Origin of the sequence: Niallia endozanthoxylica, assembly GCF_008710145.1 — a bacterium.
In the GTDB taxonomy this organism is placed as follows: Bacteria; Bacillota; Bacilli; order Bacillales; family Cytobacillaceae; genus Bacillus_BD; species Bacillus_BD endozanthoxylica.
In genome coordinates, this window is the sequence record NZ_VYKL01000015.1 from 434,379 (window position 1) to 458,555 (window position 24,177).

At 35.9% G+C, this 24,177-nt stretch carries 27 protein-coding genes; 10 read left to right on the forward strand and 17 right to left on the reverse strand.

Annotated elements, in window-relative coordinates; genetic code table 11:
- Positions 1 to 110: 110 nt before the first annotated feature.
- Positions 111 to 305 carry a hypothetical protein gene (locus F4V44_RS09230; RefSeq protein WP_150439705.1) on the reverse strand — a complete coding sequence of 65 codons (195 nt, stop codon included), beginning with the start codon at positions 303 to 305 and terminating at the stop codon, positions 111 to 113.
- A gap of 176 nt (positions 306 to 481) precedes the next feature.
- Between F4V44_RS09230 and F4V44_RS09235 the strand changes: the two genes are divergently transcribed.
- Entirely contained in the window at positions 482 to 670 is a 189-nt protein-coding gene (locus F4V44_RS09235) for a YkvS family protein (RefSeq protein WP_150439706.1), read from the forward strand.
- Positions 671 to 847: 177 nt separating this feature from the next.
- Here F4V44_RS09235 and F4V44_RS27805 read toward each other — a convergent pair whose 3' ends face one another.
- Positions 848 to 964, reverse strand: coding sequence for a DUF6254 family protein (locus F4V44_RS27805; RefSeq protein WP_223881839.1), 117 nt, complete (start codon positions 962 to 964; stop codon positions 848 to 850).
- Positions 965 to 1,166: 202 nt separating this feature from the next.
- Between F4V44_RS27805 and F4V44_RS09240 the strand changes: the two genes are divergently transcribed.
- Positions 1,167 to 1,778: a CPBP family intramembrane glutamic endopeptidase gene (locus F4V44_RS09240; protein WP_223881840.1), complete on the forward strand. Its 612-nt coding sequence runs from the start codon at positions 1,167 to 1,169 to the stop codon at positions 1,776 to 1,778.
- Positions 1,779 to 1,843: 65 nt separating this feature from the next.
- Here the strand turns inward: F4V44_RS09240 and F4V44_RS09245 are convergent, their stop codons facing one another.
- A complete protein-coding gene (locus F4V44_RS09245; RefSeq protein ID WP_150439707.1) occupies positions 1,844 to 2,893 on the reverse strand; it encodes a YkvI family membrane protein in 1,050 nt (349 codons plus the stop codon).
- A gap of 231 nt (positions 2,894 to 3,124) precedes the next feature.
- On the opposite strand from F4V44_RS09245, the gene F4V44_RS09250 reads away from it, so the two are divergent.
- Positions 3,125 to 5,269 (forward strand): ATP-dependent Clp protease ATP-binding subunit, encoded by a 2,145-nt coding sequence (locus F4V44_RS09250; RefSeq protein WP_150439708.1) that lies wholly within the window; start codon positions 3,125 to 3,127, stop codon positions 5,267 to 5,269.
- A gap of 84 nt (positions 5,270 to 5,353) precedes the next feature.
- On the opposite strand, the gene F4V44_RS09255 is transcribed toward F4V44_RS09250, so the two are convergent.
- Both F4V44_RS09255 and F4V44_RS09260 read right to left on the reverse strand, forming a co-directional pair.
- Complete coding sequence (locus tag F4V44_RS09255; RefSeq protein ID WP_150439709.1) at positions 5,354 to 5,791, reverse strand: MarR family winged helix-turn-helix transcriptional regulator; 438 nt, start codon at positions 5,789 to 5,791, stop codon at positions 5,354 to 5,356.
- Between the two features lie 206 nt (positions 5,792 to 5,997).
- Positions 5,998 to 6,513 carry a hemerythrin domain-containing protein gene (locus F4V44_RS09260; RefSeq protein WP_150439710.1) on the reverse strand — a complete coding sequence of 172 codons (516 nt, stop codon included), beginning with the start codon at positions 6,511 to 6,513 and terminating at the stop codon, positions 5,998 to 6,000.
- 252 nt (positions 6,514 to 6,765) lie between these two features.
- On the opposite strand from F4V44_RS09260, the gene F4V44_RS09265 reads away from it, so the two are divergent.
- The 3 genes from F4V44_RS09265 (at position 6,766) to F4V44_RS09275 (ending at position 10,431) form a co-directional block, all read left to right on the forward strand.
- A complete protein-coding gene (locus tag F4V44_RS09265; protein WP_223881841.1) occupies positions 6,766 to 7,008 on the forward strand; it encodes an aspartyl-phosphate phosphatase Spo0E family protein in 243 nt (80 codons plus the stop codon).
- 484 nt (positions 7,009 to 7,492) lie between these two features.
- Complete coding sequence (locus F4V44_RS09270; protein ID WP_150439711.1) at positions 7,493 to 8,539, forward strand: acyltransferase family protein; 1,047 nt, start codon at positions 7,493 to 7,495, stop codon at positions 8,537 to 8,539.
- Positions 8,540 to 8,679: 140 nt separating this feature from the next.
- A complete protein-coding gene (locus F4V44_RS09275; protein WP_150439712.1) occupies positions 8,680 to 10,431 on the forward strand; it encodes a B12-binding domain-containing radical SAM protein in 1,752 nt (583 codons plus the stop codon).
- A 45-nt stretch (positions 10,432 to 10,476) separates the two neighbouring features.
- On the opposite strand, the gene F4V44_RS27300 is transcribed toward F4V44_RS09275, so the two are convergent.
- On the reverse strand, positions 10,477 to 10,641 hold the full coding sequence (locus F4V44_RS27300) for a hypothetical protein (RefSeq protein ID WP_191090639.1): 165 nt from the start codon (positions 10,639 to 10,641) through the stop codon (positions 10,477 to 10,479).
- Positions 10,642 to 10,644: 3 nt separating this feature from the next.
- Positions 10,645 to 10,806 carry a hypothetical protein gene (locus tag F4V44_RS27305; RefSeq protein ID WP_191090613.1) on the reverse strand — a complete coding sequence of 54 codons (162 nt, stop codon included), beginning with the start codon at positions 10,804 to 10,806 and terminating at the stop codon, positions 10,645 to 10,647.
- 150 nt (positions 10,807 to 10,956) lie between these two features.
- On the opposite strand from F4V44_RS27305, the gene F4V44_RS09280 reads away from it, so the two are divergent.
- On the forward strand, positions 10,957 to 11,301 hold the full coding sequence (locus F4V44_RS09280; protein ID WP_150439713.1) for a DUF3905 domain-containing protein: 345 nt from the start codon (positions 10,957 to 10,959) through the stop codon (positions 11,299 to 11,301).
- A 269-nt stretch (positions 11,302 to 11,570) separates the two neighbouring features.
- On the opposite strand, the gene F4V44_RS09285 is transcribed toward F4V44_RS09280, so the two are convergent.
- Entirely contained in the window at positions 11,571 to 13,718 is a 2,148-nt protein-coding gene (locus F4V44_RS09285) for a DNA topoisomerase III (RefSeq protein WP_150439714.1), read from the reverse strand.
- 449 nt (positions 13,719 to 14,167) lie between these two features.
- Here F4V44_RS09285 and cspD point away from each other — a divergent pair, with 449 nt between their 5' ends.
- Complete coding sequence (gene cspD, locus F4V44_RS09290) at positions 14,168 to 14,368, forward strand: cold-shock protein CspD (RefSeq protein WP_019155915.1); 201 nt, start codon at positions 14,168 to 14,170, stop codon at positions 14,366 to 14,368.
- A 64-nt stretch (positions 14,369 to 14,432) separates the two neighbouring features.
- Here the strand turns inward: cspD and F4V44_RS09295 are convergent, their stop codons facing one another.
- On the reverse strand, positions 14,433 to 14,615 hold the full coding sequence (locus F4V44_RS09295) for a zinc-finger domain-containing protein (protein WP_150439715.1): 183 nt from the start codon (positions 14,613 to 14,615) through the stop codon (positions 14,433 to 14,435).
- A gap of 29 nt (positions 14,616 to 14,644) precedes the next feature.
- Positions 14,645 to 15,301: a ribonuclease H family protein gene (locus tag F4V44_RS09300; RefSeq protein WP_150439716.1), complete on the reverse strand. Its 657-nt coding sequence runs from the start codon at positions 15,299 to 15,301 to the stop codon at positions 14,645 to 14,647.
- A gap of 182 nt (positions 15,302 to 15,483) precedes the next feature.
- Here F4V44_RS09300 and F4V44_RS09305 point away from each other — a divergent pair, with 182 nt between their 5' ends.
- The gene (locus tag F4V44_RS09305) at positions 15,484 to 15,873 is read left to right on the forward strand and encodes a reverse transcriptase-like protein (protein ID WP_150439717.1); all 390 of its coding nucleotides are present in this window, start codon (positions 15,484 to 15,486) and stop codon (positions 15,871 to 15,873) included.
- Between the two features lie 104 nt (positions 15,874 to 15,977).
- Here F4V44_RS09305 and F4V44_RS09310 read toward each other — a convergent pair whose 3' ends face one another.
- Together F4V44_RS09310 and F4V44_RS09315 are read right to left on the reverse strand one after the other, a co-directional pair.
- Complete coding sequence (locus F4V44_RS09310; protein WP_150439718.1) at positions 15,978 to 16,247, reverse strand: DUF6123 family protein; 270 nt, start codon at positions 16,245 to 16,247, stop codon at positions 15,978 to 15,980.
- 63 nt (positions 16,248 to 16,310) lie between these two features.
- Complete coding sequence (locus F4V44_RS09315) at positions 16,311 to 16,772, reverse strand: divergent PAP2 family protein (RefSeq protein WP_150439719.1); 462 nt, start codon at positions 16,770 to 16,772, stop codon at positions 16,311 to 16,313.
- 84 nt (positions 16,773 to 16,856) lie between these two features.
- On the opposite strand from F4V44_RS09315, the gene sspL reads away from it, so the two are divergent.
- The gene (gene sspL, locus F4V44_RS09320) at positions 16,857 to 16,997 is read left to right on the forward strand and encodes a small, acid-soluble spore protein L (protein ID WP_150439720.1); all 141 of its coding nucleotides are present in this window, start codon (positions 16,857 to 16,859) and stop codon (positions 16,995 to 16,997) included.
- Positions 16,998 to 17,051: 54 nt separating this feature from the next.
- Here the strand turns inward: sspL and F4V44_RS09325 are convergent, their stop codons facing one another.
- From F4V44_RS09325 to F4V44_RS09345, 5 genes are all read right to left on the reverse strand, one after another.
- Positions 17,052 to 17,945 (reverse strand): 5'-3' exonuclease, encoded by an 894-nt coding sequence (locus tag F4V44_RS09325; protein ID WP_150439721.1) that lies wholly within the window; start codon positions 17,943 to 17,945, stop codon positions 17,052 to 17,054.
- Between the two features lie 172 nt (positions 17,946 to 18,117).
- On the reverse strand, positions 18,118 to 18,612 hold the full coding sequence (locus F4V44_RS09330; protein WP_150439722.1) for a GNAT family N-acetyltransferase: 495 nt from the start codon (positions 18,610 to 18,612) through the stop codon (positions 18,118 to 18,120).
- Positions 18,613 to 18,628: 16 nt separating this feature from the next.
- Positions 18,629 to 19,381: a nucleotidyltransferase domain-containing protein gene (locus tag F4V44_RS09335; protein ID WP_150439723.1), complete on the reverse strand. Its 753-nt coding sequence runs from the start codon at positions 19,379 to 19,381 to the stop codon at positions 18,629 to 18,631.
- Positions 19,382 to 19,435: 54 nt separating this feature from the next.
- Complete coding sequence (locus tag F4V44_RS09340; RefSeq protein WP_150439724.1) at positions 19,436 to 23,107, reverse strand: dynamin family protein; 3,672 nt, start codon at positions 23,105 to 23,107, stop codon at positions 19,436 to 19,438.
- A gap of 506 nt (positions 23,108 to 23,613) precedes the next feature.
- Positions 23,614 to 24,177 (reverse strand): isoprenylcysteine carboxyl methyltransferase family protein, encoded by a 564-nt coding sequence (locus tag F4V44_RS09345; protein ID WP_223881842.1) that lies wholly within the window; start codon positions 24,175 to 24,177, stop codon positions 23,614 to 23,616.

A 24,177-nucleotide genomic window follows, 5' to 3' on the forward strand; every position in this document is an offset into this window, starting at 1 on the left:
TTAGCTAACTATACTGGACATCTCCTACAGTAGGATAGCATTTTCACCATAACTGATAAAGCTTTTTAATGCATGTTCTAATTTTCAATTATTTAATAAACCGCTTATATTTAACTTCTGGCTTCCTGTAAATAATGATATAAAACACCTCCGCCTCTTTGAGCAATGCCACGGAAATGTTTAAAGTCCTCTCGCTTCACCAGAACTTGCCGAAAGTCAAGGAAAACTTCCTTCTGAACCATATACTCTTTAAGATTTCCGTTCTTAAGTTCCTCTAAAATATGTAACACTTCTTCTTCATTCATTGTCATCACTCCAGCTAATTTTATTAGTTAAATTGGTATGGTAATATAAAACATACATTATAATAGAAATAATATTAGATAAAATCAATTGAAAAAAGGTACCAAATTCCTTTACGAATAATCGAAAGTAAGGCAAAATAAGTAGTAAATTCGTAAATGAAGGAGAGATAAAGATTTTGAAAATAGCAGAGGTTGGCAATATCATCGAATTCAGAGAAGGATTACAGGGGATTGTTGAAAAAGTAAATGAAAATTCAGTAATTGTTGATTTAACGTATATGAATAACTTTCGCAACTTAGAATTAGATGCAAGAACAGTCGTAAATCATAAAAATTATAAAATTATTAAAGAATCCATCGGCTAATGGCACAGTTTTTTCTTTGGTAAAATGAAAATGTTTTCATTTATTCCGTCTTATCCCTTTACTTAATCCTCCAGCTACAAATTCCAATTTATAGCTGGAGGGATTTGACAAGATTATCTATCATAATGGAGGAACACACTAGTTTGTTCCTTAACTGCATTTTCATAGTAGAATCAATTATGATTCTTTCCCTTCATTTGCCAATTCCTTAAATGATTTAACTTTCCCATGCGGATGTTGATCCTGCTTACGTACTGCCCATGCTCTTTCTTTCTCCCTCTTGGCCCTTGTCATTTCAAACACCCCTTTTTTCGTATTCCAACAACGTGAAAATTTGCTGTTGTCACTTTTATCTTTTACATTTCCGAATTTTTTATCCCACTCTTAAAGGGGAGCTTGATTTTCAGATCGAATGAAAGACTCATCCAACCCTTTTCTACCAACCATACGTTATTTTTGGTAAAATAATGGTTGTCAATATGAAAGGAGCTTTATAGTGAGAAAATTTACTATCGATTACCGCATCTTTTTCGGTCTAATCATCGCCCACTTTTTTATGTATATAACATTTCAAGACAAAGCAATATTTTGGTATATGTTTACAGCAACCATGTTAATTTTAATGAGTTATTCCATCCTGCATGAAAAATCTGATCATCAGGTATCTTTTTTATTGTACAGTATGTATGGAGTGTTCTCTGGCATCATTTTATTTGCCATTTTTTGGACAGGTAATTTCTTCATTCAATTTTTTCATTTACCCTTTAATAAAGAAATTTCAAGACTATATACAAGCTTCGCCCCAAAGCAAATTTGGCACTACGTTGTTCTTTTACTCTTTATTGTGCCTGGAGAAGAGCTTTTTTGGCGCGGCTTTATCCAAAAAAGACTAACTAAATTAATGAATGTAAAATACAGCATCCTGTTAGCTTCCGTATTTTACGCTTCTATCCAAGTCTATTCAGGGTATTTTATTCATGCTTTGGCTGCACTTTTAGCAGGATTATTTTGGGGTGCTCTCTATGCGTGGAAAAAAAACCTTCCTTTAGTTGTCATTTCTCATTTAACCTTTGACGTTTTCATTTTTATCCTTTTTCCATTCCGCTAATAAAGAGATAAGTGTAACTATATATGAACTTTCTCAAATCTATGAGGGTGTCTTTTTAGACACCCTCATTCCTTTTTACAATCATTTTCAGGTTTCATCCACAATAAAATAATAAACACTAAACTGACATATCCAAACAAAGGATATAAATAAGATAGAAGCCGGCTGTATTCAATGAGGCTTAACAAATATGAAATAATAAAAATCCCCGCTACAATAACCATTTTCGGAAATGGCAAATATTGTTTCAATTGTTTTTCCAAACCGAAAACATTTCCAATTACAGATGTAAAAATTTCTCCATATATAATGAGGACAAAAATCCAGTGTAAACTAGGTATTAAGTTTTTCATAATAATAGCCATTGGAATCTCATATGAAGCAAAATTTGGCAGCATGATTAAGGTGAAGTGACCGGCGATAAGAATAGCTGTTAAGGCAGCACCACCTAGTATTCCTCCCCATTTAATAGTCCGTTCATCTTTTACCTCTGCTGCAACTGGTACAAGGACTGCTTGGGCAAGAGATAAATTCAATGCTGTATATAAAAATGGGGAAGCTACCGCTGACCATCCATCCTTTACATAAGGAATATATAATAATTGCTCCATAAAATTAGGAATGCGTAGTGAAACTACCATTAAAATGATACTAAATAATATCATTAAGGGAACGACAAACGTATTAACAGCAAACAAACCTTTAATTCCCACTATCATGACTATAATTGAAAGGATAATCGTAATCATAACACCATATACTCTCGATATCCCTAGCTGTTCTTCAAATACAGCACCAGCACCAGAGAGCATGACGGCACATACTCCAAGCAGCATAAGTAATAATAATAAATTAATCACTTTTGCTAATGTTTTTCCAAATAAATATTCATTAAATTCTTCATAGGACACCGCGTTAATTCGAGCTGAAATCACCATTAACTTAGAACCTAAAAAAATAAGAATGTAACCTGACATTAGCATTCCTATTAAGCCTATAAAACCAAATCTGGAGAAAAACTCTACAATTTCCCTTCCCGTTGCAAAGCCGGCTCCTACTACTGTCCCAACATAAACAGCAGCAATTTGGACAGCAGCTCCCCAATTTGTTTTCAAATGACTCCCTCCCTTCCTTCACTATATGATGGAAAGGACAAACTATGACGAGCTTTTAAAAAACCTAGTCTACCTTTAGCTAGGATCATGCGTATTGTGACTATCCCTTATATTGGAAAGACAAAAATCAACATTTTTTTCATAAACCTCTTGAAAGTCAAAAAAGGTCAGAGTATAATCAAACTATAAAAGGTCAAATATAGTCAAAGTCAAATCGAAAGGAGAATGTTTATGCTTTGTCAAAATTGTGAGCAGCATACTGCAAATATTAGTATGAGACTTGTATTGAATGGAAAGGAAAAGCAGATACATCTCTGCCAGACTTGCTATAATTCCCATAGACAAACAAAACTTACGAATTTTGGTCCATTCAATGGATTTAAAGGATTTAATGAACTGCCAATAGAAGATTTATTTTCTAACATAAACAAGCAGCCATCTCCAAATAATCAAGCTCATTATGAAGATTCCGAAAATCAATCAACAAAAGGTTTCCTAGATCAGTTTGGACGTAATTTAAATCAAATGGCAAAAGCAGGGTTAATCGATCCTGTTATTGGCCGGGATGAAGAAATTATCCGCGTAATTGAAATTCTAAACCGCAGAAATAAAAACAATCCAGTATTAATTGGAGAGCCTGGTGTGGGGAAAACTGCTATAGCTGAAGGACTTGCATTAAAAATTGAAGAAGGTTCTGTACCTGCGAAATTAAAAAATAAACAAGTCTATTTATTAGATGTTGCTTCACTAGTAGCCAATACAGGTATACGCGGTCAATTTGAAGAACGAATGAAGCAATTAATCAATGATTTACAAAAACGAAAGAATATTATTCTATTTATAGATGAGATTCACCTACTTGTCGGGGCCGGTTCTGCAGAAGGTTCAATGGATGCAGGAAATATTTTAAAACCTGCACTTGCTCGAGGAGAACTGCAGGTTGTCGGCGCAACCACCTTAAAGGAATACCGTCAAATTGAAAAAGACGCTGCCCTTGAACGCAGATTCCAGCCTGTTCAAGTAACTGAACCAACAGTTGATGCAGCCATAGACATTTTAAAAGGACTGCAGCCAAAATATGAAGTCTTCCATAACGTAACATATACAGAAGAAGCATTGAAGGCATGTGTCACTCTCTCACACCGCTATATTCAGGATCGATTCCTTCCTGATAAAGCGATTGACCTTCTTGATGAGGCCGGTTCTAAAATCAACCTGTCTTCAAGCTACACTTCTCTCGAGGAAATTGAAGTACGCTTAAAGGAAATAGCACGCGAAAAAGAATCGGTCTTAAAAGCAGAAGAGTACGAAAAGGCAGCTAAGCTGCGAGAAGAAGAAAAGCAATTGGAAAAGGCTCTCAACACATCAAATGAACATGAACGGCCAATTGTTGATGTTCAACATATCCAAGAGATTATTGAAAAGAAAACAGGGATACCTGTTGGAAAATTACAGGCTGATGAGCAGGTAAGAATGAACGAATTACAAAAGAACCTAGGAGCAAAAGTCATCGGACAAGTGGAAGCTGTCGATAAAGTGTCTAAAGCCATTAGACGGAGCCGAGCTGGTTTAAAATCAAAAAACCGTCCAATTGGATCATTTCTATTTGTCGGACCTACTGGTGTCGGAAAAACGGAGCTGTCCAAAACATTAGCTGAAGAATTATTCGGTACAAAGGATGCTATGATTAGACTCGATATGAGTGAGTATATGGAAAAACATAGTGTGGCAAAAATTATTGGGTCACCTCCAGGCTATGTCGGACATGAAGAAGCAGGACAGTTGACTGAAAAAGTCCGCCGTAATCCTTACTCTATTATTCTACTTGATGAAATTGAAAAGGCTCATCCGGATGTACTTCATCTGTTCCTGCAAATACTTGAAGATGGACGCTTAACAGACAGCCAAGGCAGAATGGTAAGCTTTAAAGATGCTGTCATTATTATGACAAGTAATGCCGGAGCAGGTGACAAAAAAATCGAAGTCGGTTTTGAGAAAAATAACGCAATTAACGAATCAAATATTCTACAATCTCTTGGCAACTACTTTAAACCAGAATTTTTAAATCGTTTTGATAGTATTATTGAATTTAAATCATTAGAGAAAACACATCTACTGCAAATTATTGATCTAATGCTCAAAGATTTAAATGAAAACTTAAAGGAACAGCAATTTACTCTAACAGTCACAAATGCTGTAAAAGAAAAACTAGTTGAACTTGGCTATCATAAGACCTTTGGTGCCCGTCCTTTAAGAAGAGTCATTCAAGAAAAATTAGAAGATAAAATAGCAGACTATATTTTAGAAAATGGTCAATCAAATGTTGACTTGGAAGCTTCTCTTCTTGATGAAGAGATTATCATTCAAGAAAAATAATCGAATACAAGAAAGGAGTCACAATTAGTGACTCCTTTCTTGTTCATACAGCATAACATTTGATTATGGAAAAAGAATACTCCATTAATATTCTTTTAGAGACAGTCCAATTTTCTTTATTAGACCGATAGCTGTTTGCTGCTCTTCACTGGAAAGCACAGACATAATTCGTTCAATTTCATTCTGGTGTGACGGAAATATCTGTTCAATTAATTTTTTGCCTTTTTCAGTTATCCGCGCAAACGTAACCCTTCGATCCTCTGCACAGGCAACCCGAATAATATATTCTTTTTTCTCCAACTTATCAATTACATATGTCATGCTTCCACTTGCCAGTAAAATTTTTCCGCCAATTTGCTGCAGGGGCTGATCTCCCTTATGATACAGCAATTCTAATACGGCAAATTCAGTTGGGTTTAATCCATATAATTGAATTCGTTTATTTACATGTTCATTTACTGCCCGATAGGCACGCGAAAGAACAATAAATAATTTTAATGATTGATCATTTTCATTCCCCATAGCTTAACCAATCCTTTAAATATAATAATAAAAGAAGAATCAACATTGTATATTTCAACTCTTTAAAATTTAATTATAGAAAATTGTTCATTCTATGTCAATGCAGTCTATATAGGTTGCAGAAGTTCCTGAACGAATAGAAAAAACAGTCAAAGAGGACAGCAGACTTCCTCTTTGGCTGTTTTCATTTATCAGAGTAGGAAGGGTTAGCCCGCTACTTTCACATATAGTTCTTCCTTTTCACTTTCACTAAAAAGTCTTTCTCCCATTGGGAATAACACATTTTCTTCTTTCATAAAATGGGAAATTAACAATGAATGAGCCTCCCTAATTAGTAAGGAATGCGTTACCATGTTCTCTTCCATTGTCTCCTTATCCGATTGTGTTAAAAAAGATTGAATCAAACGCTTTGCCTCTTCATGCTCATATTCCATTACAGCAATGGGTCCCCCGCTTTTTCCAATATAAGTCTCTAACATCGGAAAAAGAATAGACTCTTCTTTTTGTGAATGTGCTTCAAGCTCTTTAAAAAAAGCACTAACCTTCTTTCTTAAGTCAGCAAATACCTCTGCTTTCTCCTCTTGTTGATTCAGTAATTGAACCATTTGCAATAGAGCCTCTAATTGCTGTCTAAGACTCACATGCTCCTCAAGTAATTTTTCAAAACCTTTGCTAAACTCAACCGGTCCATTTCCTATTAATGAACTCATGCAACCTTCCATGGTACAATCCCCTTTCAGCAACAATCATCATCTTTAAATATAATTAAAATTATTAACCGTCGTAGTGATGATTATCACTACGGTAAATTGAGCTTTAAATAATTTCGTATGTTCATGTCGAAACTTTTTCCCTCTAAAAAAAATGTCTAATATTGCGATTCTATTTACAATATTGAAAATTATTGTAATAATTCAACAAGAGCAGTACTACAAGAATATTAAAGAGAAATTGTTAGGGCAGGAGGAAGTTCGTTGCAAGACAAGAAGAAGACCATATTAGCTGAAATTCAAAAGAAACGAGAAAAGATGATAAGTTTAGCTCAAGAAAAAGGTCTGACTAATAATGATACAATAAAATGCAGCCAAGAATTAGATCAGCTGATTTTCCAATATCAATCTTCTTTTCGCAAAAATCGTCGGCAAAGAGGTGAACTAAAAAGAAAAAGAAACGTAAAATATATGCTGCTATTGCCTAAATTATCAGTAACCTCATAATAAAAAAAATCCCCTCTATTTATGTTTTCATCTAGAAAAAAGTCGAGATTAGATGTTCATATACATCAGAATCTCGACTTTTTTCTTATGTTTACGCGATGTATAAGGATAGCAGTTACCATCACATAAGCACAGCCTGTTTGCTAAATGACAAGAACATCTCCTTTAATTGATTTCATTTTTTGTAGAATATTAATGACTAAAGCGATTAATACAATTTCATGATTATATTTCATAGAAATGCTGATCCTATGACAGTTATTAGAGGAGTTTATAAGTATGTAACAAATGGCTGTTTTTATAGTTTTTTTCTCAGCTATATGAGAAAATCTGTTTAACCTTTTCCATTTTCGTTATGCTAACGAACAATGTTGATAAGCAACGTCTTCCATATTAAAGGGGATACTATATTTTTATCTTTTGGGCTATTATATATGATGGTTACAAAATGAGTTGAGTTACAATTGGGGGATATGTAAACATTATGAAACAACGTGAATTTTATTTTGACAATGCCAAGTTCATATTGATTGTCTTTGTCGTGTTTGGTCATTTACTTAGATCATTTATAGAAGAAAATGAAATTATTTATTCATTATATAAAGTCATTTATACTTTCCATATGCCGGCTTTTATCTTAGTTTCCGGATTTTTCGCAAAAGGATTCAGACAAAACGGTTATGTATTGAAAATAGCTAAAAAACTAATCCTTCCTTATCTTGTGTTTCAGACTATCTATTCATTATTTTACTATTTTCTCTATCAAAAACCTGAGTTATCCATCAATCCGCTTGATCCGCATTGGTCACTTTGGTTTTTAATCAGTCTATTTTTCTGGAATGTCATGTTATATGTCTTTGCCCGGTTTCAATGGAAGTATTCTTTAACCATCACATTAATCATTGCCCTAGTCATTGGATTTGCCGATTCCATTTCAAATTTTTTAAGCTTGTCACGAACTTTTGTGTTTTTTCCATTGTTTTTGCTTGGCTACTATTTAAAAAGAGAACATTTTTACAAGCTGTTACATGTTAAATTCAAAATATCGGCTTACACCATTTTTCTAATTGTTTTCGCTGGTTTTTATCTTTTCCCTGACTTGGAGTATGAATGGTTATTAGGATCAAAACCATATGCAGAAATGGGCGTTGACTCCGTTACTGCTATGTTTATACGTCTTGGTGTTTATATATTAAGTATCATCATGATGGCAAGTTTCTTTGCCCTCGTACCTACCAAACGCTACTTTTTCACCAATCTTGGAAGAAACTCACTTTATGTGTATTTATTACACGGATTCTTTATCCGATTATTCCGCGTGAGTGATGTTAAAAATTACTTTTCAGATGTAGAAAGCTTTCTACTGTTAGCCGGCATTTCATTGTTATTAACGTTAATTCTTTCAAGTACAACCATTACATCTTTTGCCCAGCCGCTTATTGAATTAAAAGTGTCAAAAACAAAAGAAATGCTATTAAAATGTTGGTGGGTCATGCGGTTTTATAAAAATAAACTCTTGAATCACCATTAAAAACCACAAAAAGCTCATCCGATTTTTTCGGATGAGCTTTTTGTGGTAAAGTGGACTATATATGACTAGAAAAATTTCGTTATTATCTGATTTTCAGATACAATAGTTCTACAAAGATTTATCGAAGGAGTTTACATGAAATGAAAATTATTTGCGCTACATTAAATGCAAAGTATATCCATACGAATTTAGCGATTCGTTATTTAAAGGCCTATGCACAACCTGAATATGATGTAGAATTGGCCGAATACACAATAAAAGACCCCGTTATGAATATTGTAACAGACCTTATTCGTAAAAAGCCTGCTGTGATTGGATTCAGTTGCTATATTTGGAATATTGAAGAGACGATTAAAGTCATCAAGATGATTAAAAAAATTGACCCTTCAATCACCATAATGGTTGGCGGACCAGAAGTTTCATACGATGTTCAGGCATGGATGGAAACTGTCACTGATTTTGATTTCATTATTATTGGTGAAGGAGAAGAAACCTTTAAAACTTTACTGGGTGAATTGGAGGGAGCAAAACGCTTTGAAGCGGTCCCAGGTATTGCTTACCGTATGCAGGAACAAATACATATTAACCATCCGCTTCATAAAATTGATTTACGTGAACTTCCTTCACCTTATCGATTTGCTGAAGATATCCCTCACCTCAGTAAACGTATTACCTATATTGAAACAAGCCGTGGCTGTCCGTTTAGCTGCCAATTCTGCTTATCTTCCATTGAAGTAGGCGTCCGTTATTTTGATCGCGAACAAATTAAAGAAGATATCCGTTATTTAATGAAGAATGGTGCCAAAACATTAAAATTTGTTGACCGTACCTTCAATATAAGCAGAAGCTATGCAATGGACATGTTCCGCTTTTTAATTGATGAGCACTTACCTGGAACAGTTTTTCAATTTGAAATTACTGCAGATATTATGCGCCCTGAAGTCATTGAGTTTTTAAATAAAGAAGCTCCTCCCGGCTTGTTTCGATTTGAAATAGGTGTCCAGTCAACAAATGAGTATACAAATGAACTTGTACAGCGAAAACAAAATTTTGATAAGCTTGCAAGAACAGTTACCCTTGTGAAGGAAGGGGGCAAAATTGATCAACATCTTGACTTAATTGCCGGCTTGCCTGAAGAAGATTATCATTCATTTAGAAAAACATTTAATGATGTGTTTGCCTTTCGCCCAGAAGAATTACAGCTAGGCTTTTTAAAAATGCTTCGCGGTACAGGTTTAAGGATTCGCGCAAATGAATACCAATATATTTATAGCGATCATTCACCTTATGAAATTCTTGGTAATCGCGTCCTTAGCTTTGATGATATTATCCGCATTAAACAAGTAGAAGATGTACTGGAGAAATATTGGAATGATCACCGCATGGATTATACGATTGAATATCTTGTGGGGACTGTTTTTCCGTCACCATTTGACTTTTTCCAAGAGTTTGGCAGCTATTGGGAATCTCAGGGCTGGTCAAAGATTGGACATCAACTAGAGGATTTATTTAAGCGACTTGATGAATTTCTCCAATCTTATTCTATAAAGGATAAAGAAATTGTAAATGATTTGATGAAATATGATTATTTAGCTAAGCATAAATATAAACCGCGAAAACCTTGGTGGGAACCAACACTTACAAAAAATGAAAGATCGGGGTTCTATCAGGCACTAATTAAAAATCCATCTCATCTTGGAGACCTTGAGCTGGACGAAAAAGATTTGTTTAAGCATACAATATTAGAGCCTATTTCATTTAATATCGACCATTATATTCACCATGGAACAATTAAGCGGGAACCTCATATGCTATTTGTTTATTTCAATCCAAAAAGTAATATACCAACCTTAATTTCAATGGACTATCATTCTGCTCCATTATCAAATTAGACTAATAAGAGGGTGGGGTGCTTAATCACCCCACCCTCTTATTAGTCATTTTCTTTCCTTTACTTGGTCTTTATTTGTAATGAATGGAAATTCATATTGCTTACTTGCATTCATGTCACCAAATTCCATTCCAAATTCCACATTTGAGATTGTCTTTTCTTGTTGATTTCTCGTTGTTTTTTTAGTTGGAGTCGTATGTTTTAATGGCATGGGTTACGATCTCCCCTCTCGGCCTTGTTTTGAATTACGGTTGGCCCCTTTCATCGGATTTTCACCATGACTAAACTCAGCAGAAAACTCTGTTTCTTGTCGATTTTTTCTCGGTGTTTTACTGTGTTTAACAGCTGCATCAAATTCCGCTTTTCGTTTTGCCATTTTTACTTCCTCCTGTGGTTTGTCGTATTCTAGTCCATTACGTAACGACAAGCATATTTTCTGCTTCTTTGCAGTTTTCATACAAAACGAGCACTTCCTTTTTTTTCAGTACATAAAAGAATAATTAAAAGCAAAAATAAGGAAAAAAGGATGAGTCGATTGAGCAAAAAACAACGAATTGATATTGATAATACACTTCCACATCAAATAAATTCTCCAAGTTTCAAAAATACTGGAATAGAAATGCAGCCTCCATTTGTTAATTCCTTTGGCGTGACAATTGGTGATAGTAAGTATAGTTCAAAGAATTCCCCGTTAGAAAATTGGAGCGAAGATACAGATCCTGCAATAATGGCGGGGAATGAGTGGGTGCATCCAACAAATGATATCGGCTGGAATACAGCTGAAAATAAAGAAATACTTGAAAATCTAAAGCCTCCTCAGGCAAGCCCCTTTATGCATCCAACGATTGATGTAAGCAAAGGCACCGATTAATATAAAAAAGTATTTGAAGGCCTGCACAATTATGCAGGCCTTCAAGCTGAATTTTATTTTTTATTAGGCTTTGTTAAATAATATTGTTGATTTTTGACTCATTTAAGCTGTATTGTCATGAAATGGTAGGAGGAAATGCATTTTCTCCTACCACTTCATGACAATACAGCAACCTTTCAGCCATAGCTGAAAGGCGTGTGAAATGTTCATTTCACACGAATGAGTCAAAAATCTGGCTTATCAACATAGTACTTTAACAACGCCTTTTATTAAGAGAAGACAAATTGGATTTTCTTCTCTTTGTCATCCCACTTAATTTGAGCAGCAAACTCTTTTTCCTTTCCTTTAAATCCTTCAATTACCTCTGTTGTTCCTTCAAGAAGCAGCTTCTTGACTTGTTTTTGCGTGATTGTTTTCCCTTTTATTTTTTTAGAAATCGTGAACTGGCAGCCTGTTTTTTGATAGTTAGAACAGCCATAGAAACTGCCTTTATCGATAACCGTTCCACCGCACAGCTTACAAGTACCTAGTTTAGTCGGAGCAGACTTTTTAAATTGTCTCGGTACAAAAGAGTCGGTTGTTTCTTCATCAAAGCTCCACTCATTTGATTCCTGAACAGTGCTCGCAATTAGATGGGCAATCATCTTATTTGTTTGTTCCATAAACTGCTTAGGCGAAGCAGCACCCTCTGATATTTCCTTTAACCTTTGTTCCCACTTTGCTGTCATAGACGGGGATGCTAGTATTTCATTTCCAACGGCCGAGATTAAGATTTTTGCTTTTGCTGTAGCATAGACCAGATTTTTCCTTATCTCTATATACTTACGATCCTTCAGCATTGTAATAATCCCGGCACGAGTTGCTTCTGTTCCCAGTCCTTCCGTTTTCATTAATACTTTTTCAAGCTCTTTATCTTCCATATGTTTGCCTGCTGTTTTCATCAATGTAATTAACTGACCTTCTGTATAGCGCTTTGGAGGCTGTGTTTTACTTTCCTTTACGGTTACTTTAACTACTGAACCTTTTTCTCCCTTTTCTAATACAGGAAGCACCGGATCTTTCTCCTTTTCATTAGATGGAAGAACCTTTCTCCATCCTTCCTGAAGTTGAACTTTGCCTTTCGAAAGAAATACTGCTCGGCCATCAACAAGTGTAGTAACAGTCGTATATTCCGCAATGGATTTTTCATAATGAGCAGCAATTAAACTTTTCACAACCATATCATACAGCTTTTGTTCATCTGAGCTTAATGAGTGAAGAGCAGGTACTTGTTCAGTTGGAATAATGGCATAGTGATCGGTTACCTTTTTTTCATTAACAAAACGTTTATTTGTGAGGATGGACTCATTTGGCAGTGGAAAAAAAGCTGCATATTGAGGTATGTTTGCTATTTTTTTCAATATTTCCGGGAACATTTCAGCTTCTCCCTCTGTAACATAACGAGAATCTGAACGAGGATACGATACAAATCCTTTTTGATACAGCTTTTGTAATGTATCCAGCGTTTTTTTCGGAGGAAATTTATACAAACGATTAGCATCAGCCTGAAGGGCAGATAAATTGTACAATAACGGAGGCAGGTAGTCTTTTCTTTCCGCCTGAACATCAGTTACTTCCGCCGGTTTCTGTTCACAAAATTGAGCAATCTTTTCAGCCATTTCCTGTGTTTTAATTCTTGATTCACCATCTTGTTCCCATTTGCCTTTATATTTCTTTCCATCTACTTTAAAGTCGGCCAGTACCTCCCAAAACGGTTCAGAAACAAACTCTTCAATCTCACGTTCACGTTTAACAATCAGAGCCAGAGTCGGCGTTTGAACTCTTCCCACTGAAAATACATCGGAAAAACCTCTTTGTTGCAAAAGGAGACTATATAATCTAGATGCGTTCATTCCTACTACCCAATCAGCACAGGCTCTTGTATAGGCTTCATAGTATAAGTTTCTTGTATCTGATTCGGACAATAAAGACTGAAACCCTTCTTTAATTGACTTTGGCGTAAGAGAGGAAATCCATAGCCTTTTCATTGGCAGGTGCGCTTTTGTTAACCGTAGAATATTTCTGACTATGAGTTCACCTTCACGCCCCGCATCACCTGCATGGATAACTTCTGTTACTTCTGGATGGGTGACGAGACTTTTTATAATATTGAACTGCTTTACTTTATCCTTTGTTACCTCATATTGGAATTGCTGAGGTATCATCGGCAGTGTTGAAAGCGACCATTTTTTCCAATCTGGTTCATATTTTTCGGGATTCACTAATTGACATAAATGCCCAACTGCCCATGTAACATAAGCACCGTTCTGAAAAATATCATTTGGAAATATTTCAATAAATCCATTTTGTTTTTTATGTTTAAAAACAGATGCCAAGGTAGACCCCTGATCTGGTTTCTCAGCAATAATTAATTTCATATCGGAATGCTCCTTTATAAATCCGTAAATGTAAAGGCGAGCAGATTTTATTTTCACATTAAATCACACATTCGTAAAGGCTAAGATTTATTTAAATGAGGAAAAGGAAGGAAATCTTGCATACTGAAGTATTGCGCAGTTATGCCGCTCTTGTCATACAAAGAGGAATAGTTATGTTTTTCTCTTATTATTCTATCAACCTTTTTAATAATTTGCATATAGAAAGATGCAAATCAATGGAGTTTATCAGTACTATTTTCAATTCGATAATCTCCGAAATTATGCATGTAAACCTTGACTGAAAGCGTTTATTCATGTATATTATAGACATCATTTATCAGAATATATTTCCGCTATTACTAGATTTAGCCATTATATTTTGGGCAAATGATAATATTTATTTTTATAGACGCTCGCACGTCTTGAAAGGCTTAGGAGGAAATGTAAACATGCAAAACGGTAAAGTAAAATGGTTTAATAACGAAAAAGGTTTCGGTTTTATTGAAGTTGAAGGCGGAGATGATGTATTCGTACACTTCACAGCTATTCAAGGTGATGGCTTTAAATCTTTAGAAGAAGGCCAAGAAGTTTCTTTTGAAATCGTTGAAGGAAACCGCGGACCTCAAGCTTCCAACGTTGTAAAACTGTAATTATATAATAAATAATTAAACATTAATGAGGCCGACGACTATTCGTCAGCCTTTTTTATGTTAATCATTTTTGTGTAAGTTTTTCACCGCACTGCCGAATTTTTTCACCAACTGTACAAGTTGCAATACAGAAACGATGAGCAAAGTTTCGTCCTTTATCCTTTCGATTCTGTTTATATAGAAAACAGCCATTACAGTAGTTATTCATAATGGCTTCGGCTTCATTAATGATTTCCTTTCTCCTCATTTGACCACCACCTTTCATGATTGACGTAATTATATTAATTGCATTTTACTGAATATCTCTTTCCCTTCGAGTGCCTGTGTCGCAAGCTTATCTGCTTCTTTATTTTCGCTTCTTGGAATAGACTGATAGCGAGGCTTTAAACCTAAGGATTTTATTTTTTCTTCAATTCGGTCCAGCCAACGGTTTAAATTTTCTTCGTAGCAAGGCCACTCACCCTCAAGCTGTTTTAGCACACCTTGTGAATCACCCTTAAAATCACATGGAACCTGGTGAACACCTAGCTCTTCTAATAAATTTAGCGCATAGTAAAGTGCCGCATATTCAGCTTCATTATTTGAGTCCATCTCATCAATCAGCTCATTGGCCCGTAAACGAAATTTCTTTTTTCCTTGTCTAAAATAAATGACCGCTCCAAGCCCTGCCTGGTAGGTGCTAATATTAAAACCGCCATCAAAATAAACCATTACTTCATGAGGGTCCTCTTCTATCTCAACCGTTAACTTTTTCATTTCTTTTAAGCTCCAGGATTGCCCCATCTCGTCATAAAAAGTAAGCTCACGAGCCTTGCCGGATTTTTCAATATCCTCTCCACCTAAGATGGCTAACTCAGCATCCATCCAATCAGATGTAAAATAAACCCCTTCTTTTCCTTTTAATTTGTACGTCCATTCTATTTTGTACTTCACTAAAATTCATCCCCTTGTCATCATTCATTTTCCTGGGTAACCTGCATCCTTCGTTATGTATGAAATGATAAAGTTACTTTCATGATATTGTTATTTAGTTTATACTTTCTTCTATGAGGAAATGCCATAAAAGGTGAATTTTTCAATATTTTTGTCTGAATGTTGCAAGCGGGAGGTTCATTATGATAGAAGTTTATTTTGACGGAGCCAGTGCAGGGAATCCCGGTCCTAGCGGTGCAGGTATTTTTATTAATGCAAACGGTCAAGTTGAACGCTTTATCATTCCTTTACCGGAGATGAGTAATCATGAAGCTGAGTTTCATGCATTTATTTCGGCTTTAGAGATTTGCATTAAGAAAGGCTATAAAACGGTCTCGTTCCGAACGGACTCGGAACTTGTCAATCGAGCGATCGAAAAAGAATTTGTTAAAAATAAAGCTTTTGCTCCATTACTCGAAGAAGCACTTTCCCTCACACAAGAATTTGATTTATTTTTTCTAAAATGGATATCAAGCCGTGAGAATAAAAATGCTGATGAACTGGCAAGAAAGGCTATTCAACAAGGTAAATAAATTTTAGTATTTAAGGAAAAGACGTGCCAAAATGGGCACGTCTTTTCCTTAGTGTAATGTTATAAAGTAAGAGGCTAATAATCCCTAAGCAACTAGTGGATATTTTATATAGCCATTAATTTTCGTTCTTTAATGAAACGAATAGCAGCTCCGCGTGTACTTATTTTACTTTTGACAAGCGTTTCTAATAAAGAAATATAGTAACTACCGTCGAATTCCTTTTGTGATTTTAATGTTAGCTCAATTGCAGTATTTGTCAATTCATCCGTTGCTTTTGTATATTGCTTACCGTAATGGATGAAGCCAATTGCATCCTCTTGCAATTTAAAACCTTTACTTTCAAGAAAATCGACATATTGTGCTACTGTTTTCAAAATGATCCATTCCTCTCCCTAACATAGTCCCATTAACATAATACTTCAATTTTAGACAAATTTCTATCTTTTTTTTGTTATTAAATGACCTATTGTTCCTGTAACTATACCAAGTATTGCTCCGCCAATTACTTCTTCCGGTTGATGACCAAGCATTTCTTTCAGTTTTTTCGGCGTTTTTTCTTCAAATTCAACGGGTTTGTCCTTTTGGACCTTTTCTACTAATTCACCTAAATCATTAACCTTCAACGTTAACTCACCGGTTTGGCGGCGGATCCCTTGGGCATCATACATAACAATCAGCCCATAAATCATTGATAGAGCAAAATCAATCGTTGGAAGACCTCTTTTTAAAGCAATATATGTGGTCAGTGACGAAACTCCAGCGGAATGAGAACTGGGCATCCCTCCAGTTTGAAAAAATAATTCGGGTTTCCATTTTCGTGTCTTCACAAAATGAATCGGAATTTTCAAACCTTGAGCCAAGCCAATACTTAATAAAGCAATATATACCCCTTTATTCATAAACTTTCACCTCTCTTCTACTAGTGTGAAGAATGATGAGTTGATTTATTCTTCTTGGAAATAATAGTAATGGAGGTGAGGGAAATGGGTCAAAAAAAGCATTCAAACAGAGGCACAAAGGCACCTGGAGTAAATCCGCAAGGCTATGGTCAAGATGCTGAATTTGCAGAAGAACCAAAAAGTCAACTGGAAAATAGAGCAAAAAAGTCAAACACAAAAATTTAGGTTAAGCCATGAAAAAAAGACAGACAACAACGTCTGTCTTTTCTCCCATTATCCTTAATTGGCTATTTCATTTTCAAATTCAATGAAACGGTGAAGACCTTTCATTTCCACTTCATTAAATTTATCCAGCACCTTTTCTCGGTCAAGAATAAATCTTGCTTTGTCAAGTTCATAGTTAATTGGGACATCACATTTAATTTCAGCCAGCTTTTTGCTTAAATAAAGCATGTCTAAATCGTTCTCAATCTTCGTTTTCTGAGCCTTTGTTAATTGGTCTAAATTAGCTACGACACCGTCTACATGTCCATACTGCTGCAGTAGCTTTAAAGCTGTTTTTTCACCAATTCCCTTTACACCAGGATAATTATCGCTTGGATCTCCCATAAAGGCTTTTAAATCAATCATTTGTTTCGGCATAATTCCTTTTTCTGCAAAAAATGTATCTTTATTATGCACCAGATAATTTCCAAAACCTTTTTTTAATAAAATCACCGAAATATAATCATCTATCAGCTGCAATATATCCTGATCTCCTGTAAGAATATAAACATTTGCTTCATCTTTTGCCTGAGTAGCAATTGTCCCGATACAGTCATCAGCCTCAAACCCCTCTATTCCAATGTTTGGGACATCAAAGGCTTCTACCACTTCTTTGACAAGGTCAAATTGGGGAATTAACTCAACCGGTGCTTCCGACCGATTTCCTTTATAATCAGAGAAAATCTCATTACGGAAGGTCTTGCTCCCCATATCCCAGCATACCGCCACATGGCTTGGTTTAAAAGCTGATACCGCCGTAAAAAAATGCTTCACAAATCCGTTAACTGCATTCGTGGGAATGCCTTTTGAGTTAATCATAAACTGTCCTGTTACAGATGTAGCAAAAAAGGCCCGGAACAAAAGTGCCATACCATCGACTAGCATTAACGAAGGTTTGTTATTATTCAATTCTTTCACACTCCCTATCCTATCACATTTACATGTAAAGCTAATTATAGCATTTATATATATAGAATGTGTTGGTAATCACCTGAGCAATTAACAGAATAAGGATAATCATATTTTTCTTTGAACAGAAAAAAGTGCCAAATACTAGTGATTGACACTTTCTGTTAGGTGGTTATACAAATACCGTCGTCCCTTTTGCCATAATAACCGTATCGATAACATTTCCATCTTTATTAATGATTGTTTCTTCCTTTTCCATTTCAAACTGATTGGAATGATAAAAACTGATATTTTGCGGAGTATCTTTGCGAACCCGGCACGTAATTTGATCCTTTTTGTTATCACGTGCATATTCTTCGAGCCATTCAAGCATTTTTTTAGCTAAACCTTTTCCTCTGGCTTCAGGTATAACCGATAGCCTGAAGAAATACAAGGAAGCCTCATCCATTTCCTTAAACCGTACGGATCCAACTGGTTTTCCATTTATATAAACCAGTATAGCCTGTTCAGCTCCTCCACGAATAGAATCCACCAATGTTGATAGTTTTTCATTCATGGCACTTGAAGGCGTGTCATATTTATTATATTCCCTAAATGCATCCTGCATGGTTTGATAGACGTATTCTATTTCTTTTACAGTTTCTACTAGTTTAATCTCATATTCCATATCCACACCCCGTATTTCATAGACGTAAAAGCTCCCAAATCCATTCGTTCAGTTCATTTTCTATCGATTTCCCCTTCGATAAACCATAGGAATCCTCAAGTAATACAGGCCTTTCCTGCTCCATTATTCTAATTCCATCTTCAACATCAGCAGCAGAAACCAACCTTCCGTCCATCTTAGCCTCCATGATTTGTTGGTAAAAAGAAACCAACATATCCTCGTTAGGAAATAAGGACGTAAAAGAACGATACAGAGCATTTACCGGCACTTTTTGTTCTAAAATAATCACCTTTGCAAGCAGGAGAGCACGCACCGCTTGTATTAATTGCTTTTGTCTTTTTTCCGTAAAAGTCTTATGGCGGATATCCTTCAAATTCCGATCCATTAAGTGAATGTAATGATGAAACAACGAAAGCAGCGAATAACTTTCAGTAATAAATCGCTGTAGCTTGTCAGAAAATTGCTGATTATCTCGATACAGAACGGGAGAAAAGGCCCATTCACACAAACTAGGATTCGATTTTTGCAGTAAATGAAATGCTTTATAAAGGTCCCATCCTTGGGCATCATAAGGCGCAGGAATATCAATCGTTTCCTGCGCCTTTCTTAATGATAAATAACTTCTCACATCCCGGGTTTTATAGATAAAACGAACATCATAGTCAGAATGATCGTTTACCCCTCCCCATGCCCGGCTGCCGGTTTCAGAAGCGAATAGAATCTCAATATTGTATTCGTCTTCGATTTTCTTTAACCAAGATTCAATCATTTCTTCCACCTCGTTTGTGACAGACCGAGAATGATTATGTTCTTTCAGCAGCCATTACTGTACTTTCTCGGCATTGGCCAGCAATTTTTTCTCAATTGCCCGAAGTTCCCCAATTGGAATTTCATTTGATATAGAAGCGAGTGCTCCTTGATAGTATTCTTCAACTTGTTCCGTCAAATACACGAGCAGAAGACGAAACTCAGCTTCAAGCTGGTCTCCATAATGAAGTTTTAAACGCTCTTTTCCTGCCGCTAAGTAATCGTCAGCAGGTTCTTGGAGATTTGCTTCTAATTCTTCCCCTAACAACTTTCTCTCATTTTTTTCAAAGAATGATTTTGGATTTTTAAAATAGGCTAATGCTGTTTTAAAACGCTGATTATCAAGTGACACAAACGCTGTTTCAAAATCAATCCCTTCCAATCGGTTCATCTCATAGGTGCTAAAGGACAGATCCGAATTATGCTCCTGTATCGCCGCAATGATTGAGCGCTCAGACTGAGAAAGATTCTTTCGTATAAAAGCTTCAATTCGTAAAGTAGTAGCGCGCAGCTCCTGAGCAAAATCATAACCAAAGTCTTCTAAAAATGCATCAAGTGCCGTTTGAAGCGCCTTTTTCAAGTTTCTTCCATCATCCTTTAAAATCGCAGGATTAAAGGCTTCCTTTAAAAAGTCACTAAATCTTAAAAATACGCGTTGCTTAATGTAAAAGACAAGCTCTTCTGCTTCCTGAACCAATCTTTTCTGTAAAAAGGATGGCTGTTGCGATTGAATGAGATCCCTTATTTGAGCTTTTTCTGCTTCCAACTGGATTCGCTTTTGGGCCTTTGTATCTTGATCCTCTTCAGCGGAATGAATAAAGCTTTGCAGCTGCGCCAGTACCCGTTCCATCTCTACTTTTGCTGAATTAATCGCAATCCCCCTTAGATCATGCTCAATAAAGGAGTAGAATCGTTCTTCAAATAAACGGATACCTGATTTCTCTGTTAGTACCCCGGCTATTTTCTCTTTCAAAGACATAAGACTTGAAACAGGATACAAATGTGGCTGTCTAATTCCGTAGGTCACGAGCTGGTCTTCCACATAATCAAGGACAGCATGCATCTCTTCCTCATCATGAGCTAAGTCAATGGCATTCACAATGAAAAACATCTTATCAAGCGCAAATGTGTCTTTTACACGACCTAGTTGAATCAAAAATTCACGATCTGCTTTCGAGAATGCATGATTATAATAGGTAACAAACAAAATGGCATCTGAATTTTTGATATATTCAAAGGCAACACCTGTGTGACGGGCATTAATGGAATCCGCTCCAGGTGTATCGACTAATGTAATCCCTTTGCGAGTTAGTTCACATTCAAAATACACTTCAATCCACTCTACTAAACAGGACTGTTCTTCATTTGCAACAAACCCCGAAAAGTTAGCTAAATCGGTTTGAATCGTTTCACCCAACTGATTCTGATAAGCTCCAATGCCTCGTACAAATGCTTGTAAAAAGGCTAAGTGCATTTTTTCATAGGCATCAGCATTGCTATGATTTCCTATTACTTCTTTTGCTGCAGTAACGGCATGCTGAAGCGTATCTGCTTGCGAACCAAACGCTGTCAGTGATCGATTGACATCATCCATTAATGTTTTGAGGGCCTTCAGCTTTACCAAGACCGTTCCATGAGGATGCTCCGCATCAACCGGCATAATTTTGTTGATTGCTGCTGTTGTTGGATTAGGTGAAACCGGCAATAGACTTTCTCCTAAAAGCGCATTGGCAAATGAAGATTTCCCCGCACTAAAGGCACCAAATAAAGCAACCGTGAATGATTGATTCTTAAGTCTTTCTGCTTTCTGCCCCAGCTCTTCGGCTAATTTTTTAAACCCTGGTACACCCTTTACTTGATCAGCCGCAAACTTTAAGCTTGGAATAAGTGCTTCTAGTTCCGTTTGATTCGTTTGCTGACTAGAAACAACCGAACGAACAGAACGAGATTTTTTCTCTTTTTCAACTTTTGCCTGCTTGTTTTCCAAGCTGTCAGTTACTATAATTTCCGCTTCTTCCGCATGATCTACAGCCAATTCCTTGAAAAGCTCAATATAATCAGTTTGATTAAAGTGTCCTGTTAGTAACTGCTCTATTTGAATATTCGAAAGCAGCTGCTTCTCTTCAATTTCCGCAATATCTTTGTAGGCATTGTAATAAAAAGTAAGAGATGATAATCTCTCCTCAAGCTTTCTTTTTTGAACAGCCTGTTTTTCCTGTAATCGAGTCAATAAAGCAGACCGATAGGAAGACAACTGTTCTTTCGTTTTCCTTTTTACCTCATTTGTAACGTCCCTTGTGTATGTCAGTACATAATCACCAGATAAACGTGCACCTTCCTTAACTGTCGAAATGAGTAGGTCTTTGTCAAACTCAACCTTGAAATTTTGAACAGCAGATAAAAGTTCTTCATCTTCTATATCATTATCTTTCAAGCTTTTCACAAACAATTCTTTCATATGCCAATCAATTTGCGATGTTACTTTTTCAGCAAAATCTGCAAAGAACCGGTCAAGTCTAAGCGAGCGCTCCTGCTCCGTTTTTTGTTTTGCAAAAAACAAACCGACTTTAAATTCAGGCTGTCTCGCCGCCAGATATTGCTCGGCTAAATCACGGGTTTGGAAAGGCATAATATAGGCATTATCTAGTACACTGTCAATTTCATCATATAACTGCTTTTCCTTTTGATTAAGGGAATGACTTAATTCATTCAGCTGATTTTTTAGTTCAGCAACTGTTTCCCCTAGATTGTTCCTCTCTTCTTCCGAAAGCTCTGCTAAACGCTCGTTAAGCTCGTTAATAGCTGCCTCATCTTTTTCTGATAAAAATAAGCGATGCTCCTCGCATAATTTCGTAAGCGATTGGAAAACTGATTCAGGGAGAGCATCTAACCGATGACTTACCTTTTCCTCAATAAACTTTCTTAGTGCCGGAAATTGGTTTTGCGGGTGATCCGCTTTCTTTAATGAAGTATAAAAGATTTTTGCCGGCTTCACACCCCATGATGCAAAGGAGTTCGTTACACTTTCTTGAAACGCCGCGAAACTCAATTCTTCATCTCGATGCTTATCAATCTGGTTAATCACTAAATATACTTCTTTACCAGCTTCTGTCAGCTCCTTTGTAAAAAGGAAATTCAATTCACTCTGAACATGATTATAATCCATCACATAAAAAACTAAATCAGCCAGATGTAACGCTGATTCCGTTGCAATCCTGTGAGCATCATCAGTCGAATCAATACCTGGAGTATCCATAATAATAGTATCTTTCGGAATAGATGTTTTAGAATAACTAATTTCAATTGACTGAATTTGATCCCCATCCTTACAATATGATTTTACCTGTTCATAATCGTATGGTGCCGGATAAATAAGCGGACGGTCTTCCTTGAAAAATACTTTAGCATAATCATCGCCAGACTTGATTTTTACCAAATTGGCACTTGTCGGAATGGGGCTGGAAGGCAGCAAGTTCTCACCCATAATCCGGTTAATCATACTTGATTTCCCCGCAGAGAAATGACCGCAAAAAGCGATAGAATACTCCTGTTTTTCCAGCTTTAAAGCTAAGTCCTTTGCACGTTCAGCTGACTGAACATTTTTATGTTTTTCAAACAATTCGTATAACGCAGCTATTTGTCCTCTTAACAGAACCGCGTCTCTTTTTTGTATCTCCGTTTTCACCATGAATGACTACCCCTTATTTTTTCAATATACTAACTATTTTAAACGATTTTACGTCTATTTCCTACTAAAAAACGCATATTAATCATGCCATGTTAATATTTACTATAATAAGTTTCAGGAAATAAAAATTATGTGAGGAAATGATTAACAAAAGTGATCTCAATTTTCCTAGTCGCTCCATTAAACCAAAATAAATAAAGCCGAGCTTCTTTTAGAGAATACTCGACTTTATCAAAAGTTTCTTATAAGCATAATGAACCCCTTTCTTTACTGCTTGGCTGAAAGCGTTTCCCAAACATACTAAAAAAGAGAAGCTATTTACTAATTGGATGCGGCTTTGAAACATTATTTAGTACATGCTTTAAAACGAAAGAGTAAACACCTACAGTAACTGCTATAAAAACGGCTGTCATCCCCGAACACCATCCTTTTATTGATAATAACTCTCATTTGCAATTAAATCATATCACGAATGATAATCCTTTTCAATAAGAATTTTGAAAGGATTAGGCTTTATTTACATTTTTTAGATTTTTAAATTTCAGCCATGCAGAAATCGGGTATTCTGTCAGTTCGTTTAAAGCCTTTTCCTCTGCTGGAATTCGGATTGCAAGAATGGCTCCATTCAAAATTGTAAATAAAAACGCGGTGAAATAAGCTTGAAACATAATAGGAATGATAATAAATTCAATAGCAACGACCAAATAATTAGGATGTTTTAGAAACCGGTACGGTCCCTTTTCCACAATTTGGACTCCCGGCAGTATGATAATTTTTGTATTCCAGCATTTCCCTAATGATAAAATGGCCCAGATACGTAAAATCTGTGTGAGAATAAATAAACTAAGCAAATAAGGCCATACCGGAGACAATTCTGTCTGCCAAATTTTCACTTCCAGTAAATAAATGATAAAAAACATGGTATGTATAAAAACGATGATACGATAATGCGATTGTCCAAATTCTTTTGCGCCCCTTTTTTTCATCCACACTTCATTTCTTTTGGCAATTACTAGTTCACATATGCGCTGCAGGATAATGAATAGAAGAAATAGATAAAAGATGAACAA

Bases quoted from the DNA above. Each gene is read 5' to 3' on its own strand.
- F4V44_RS09330 (WP_150439722.1), bottom strand. From the start codon at position 18,612: ATGGAATATGAGATTAAACTAGTAGAAACTGTAAAAGAAATAGAATAC.
- cspD (WP_019155915.1), top strand. From the start codon at position 14,168: ATGCAAAACGGTAAAGTAAAATGGTTTAATAACGAAAAAGGTTTCGGT.
- F4V44_RS09275 (WP_150439712.1), top strand. From the start codon at position 8,680: ATGAAAATTATTTGCGCTACATTAAATGCAAAGTATATCCATACGAAT.
- F4V44_RS09255 (WP_150439709.1), bottom strand. From the start codon at position 5,791: ATGGGGAATGAAAATGATCAATCATTAAAATTATTTATTGTTCTTTCG.
- F4V44_RS27300 (WP_191090639.1), bottom strand. From the start codon at position 10,641: ATGCCATTAAAACATACGACTCCAACTAAAAAAACAACGAGAAATCAA.
- F4V44_RS09230 (WP_150439705.1), bottom strand. From the start codon at position 305: ATGAATGAAGAAGAAGTGTTACATATTTTAGAGGAACTTAAGAACGGA.
- F4V44_RS27805 (WP_223881839.1), bottom strand. From the start codon at position 964: ATGACAAGGGCCAAGAGGGAGAAAGAAAGAGCATGGGCAGTACGTAAG.
- F4V44_RS09305 (WP_150439717.1), top strand. From the start codon at position 15,484: ATGATAGAAGTTTATTTTGACGGAGCCAGTGCAGGGAATCCCGGTCCT.
- F4V44_RS09285 (WP_150439714.1), bottom strand. From the start codon at position 13,718: ATGAAATTAATTATTGCTGAGAAACCAGATCAGGGGTCTACCTTGGCA.
- F4V44_RS09340 (WP_150439724.1), bottom strand. From the start codon at position 23,107: ATGGTGAAAACGGAGATACAAAAAAGAGACGCGGTTCTGTTAAGAGGA.
- F4V44_RS09260 (WP_150439710.1), bottom strand. From the start codon at position 6,513: ATGGAAGGTTGCATGAGTTCATTAATAGGAAATGGACCGGTTGAGTTT.
- F4V44_RS09335 (WP_150439723.1), bottom strand. From the start codon at position 19,381: ATGATTGAATCTTGGTTAAAGAAAATCGAAGACGAATACAATATTGAG.
- F4V44_RS09315 (WP_150439719.1), bottom strand. From the start codon at position 16,772: ATGAATAAAGGGGTATATATTGCTTTATTAAGTATTGGCTTGGCTCAA.
- F4V44_RS09295 (WP_150439715.1), bottom strand. From the start codon at position 14,615: ATGAGGAGAAAGGAAATCATTAATGAAGCCGAAGCCATTATGAATAAC.
- F4V44_RS09250 (WP_150439708.1), top strand. From the start codon at position 3,125: ATGCTTTGTCAAAATTGTGAGCAGCATACTGCAAATATTAGTATGAGA.
- F4V44_RS27305 (WP_191090613.1), bottom strand. From the start codon at position 10,806: ATGGCAAAACGAAAAGCGGAATTTGATGCAGCTGTTAAACACAGTAAA.
- sspL (WP_150439720.1), top strand. From the start codon at position 16,857: ATGGGTCAAAAAAAGCATTCAAACAGAGGCACAAAGGCACCTGGAGTA.
- F4V44_RS09270 (WP_150439711.1), top strand. From the start codon at position 7,493: ATGAAACAACGTGAATTTTATTTTGACAATGCCAAGTTCATATTGATT.
- F4V44_RS09280 (WP_150439713.1), top strand. From the start codon at position 10,957: ATGAGTCGATTGAGCAAAAAACAACGAATTGATATTGATAATACACTT.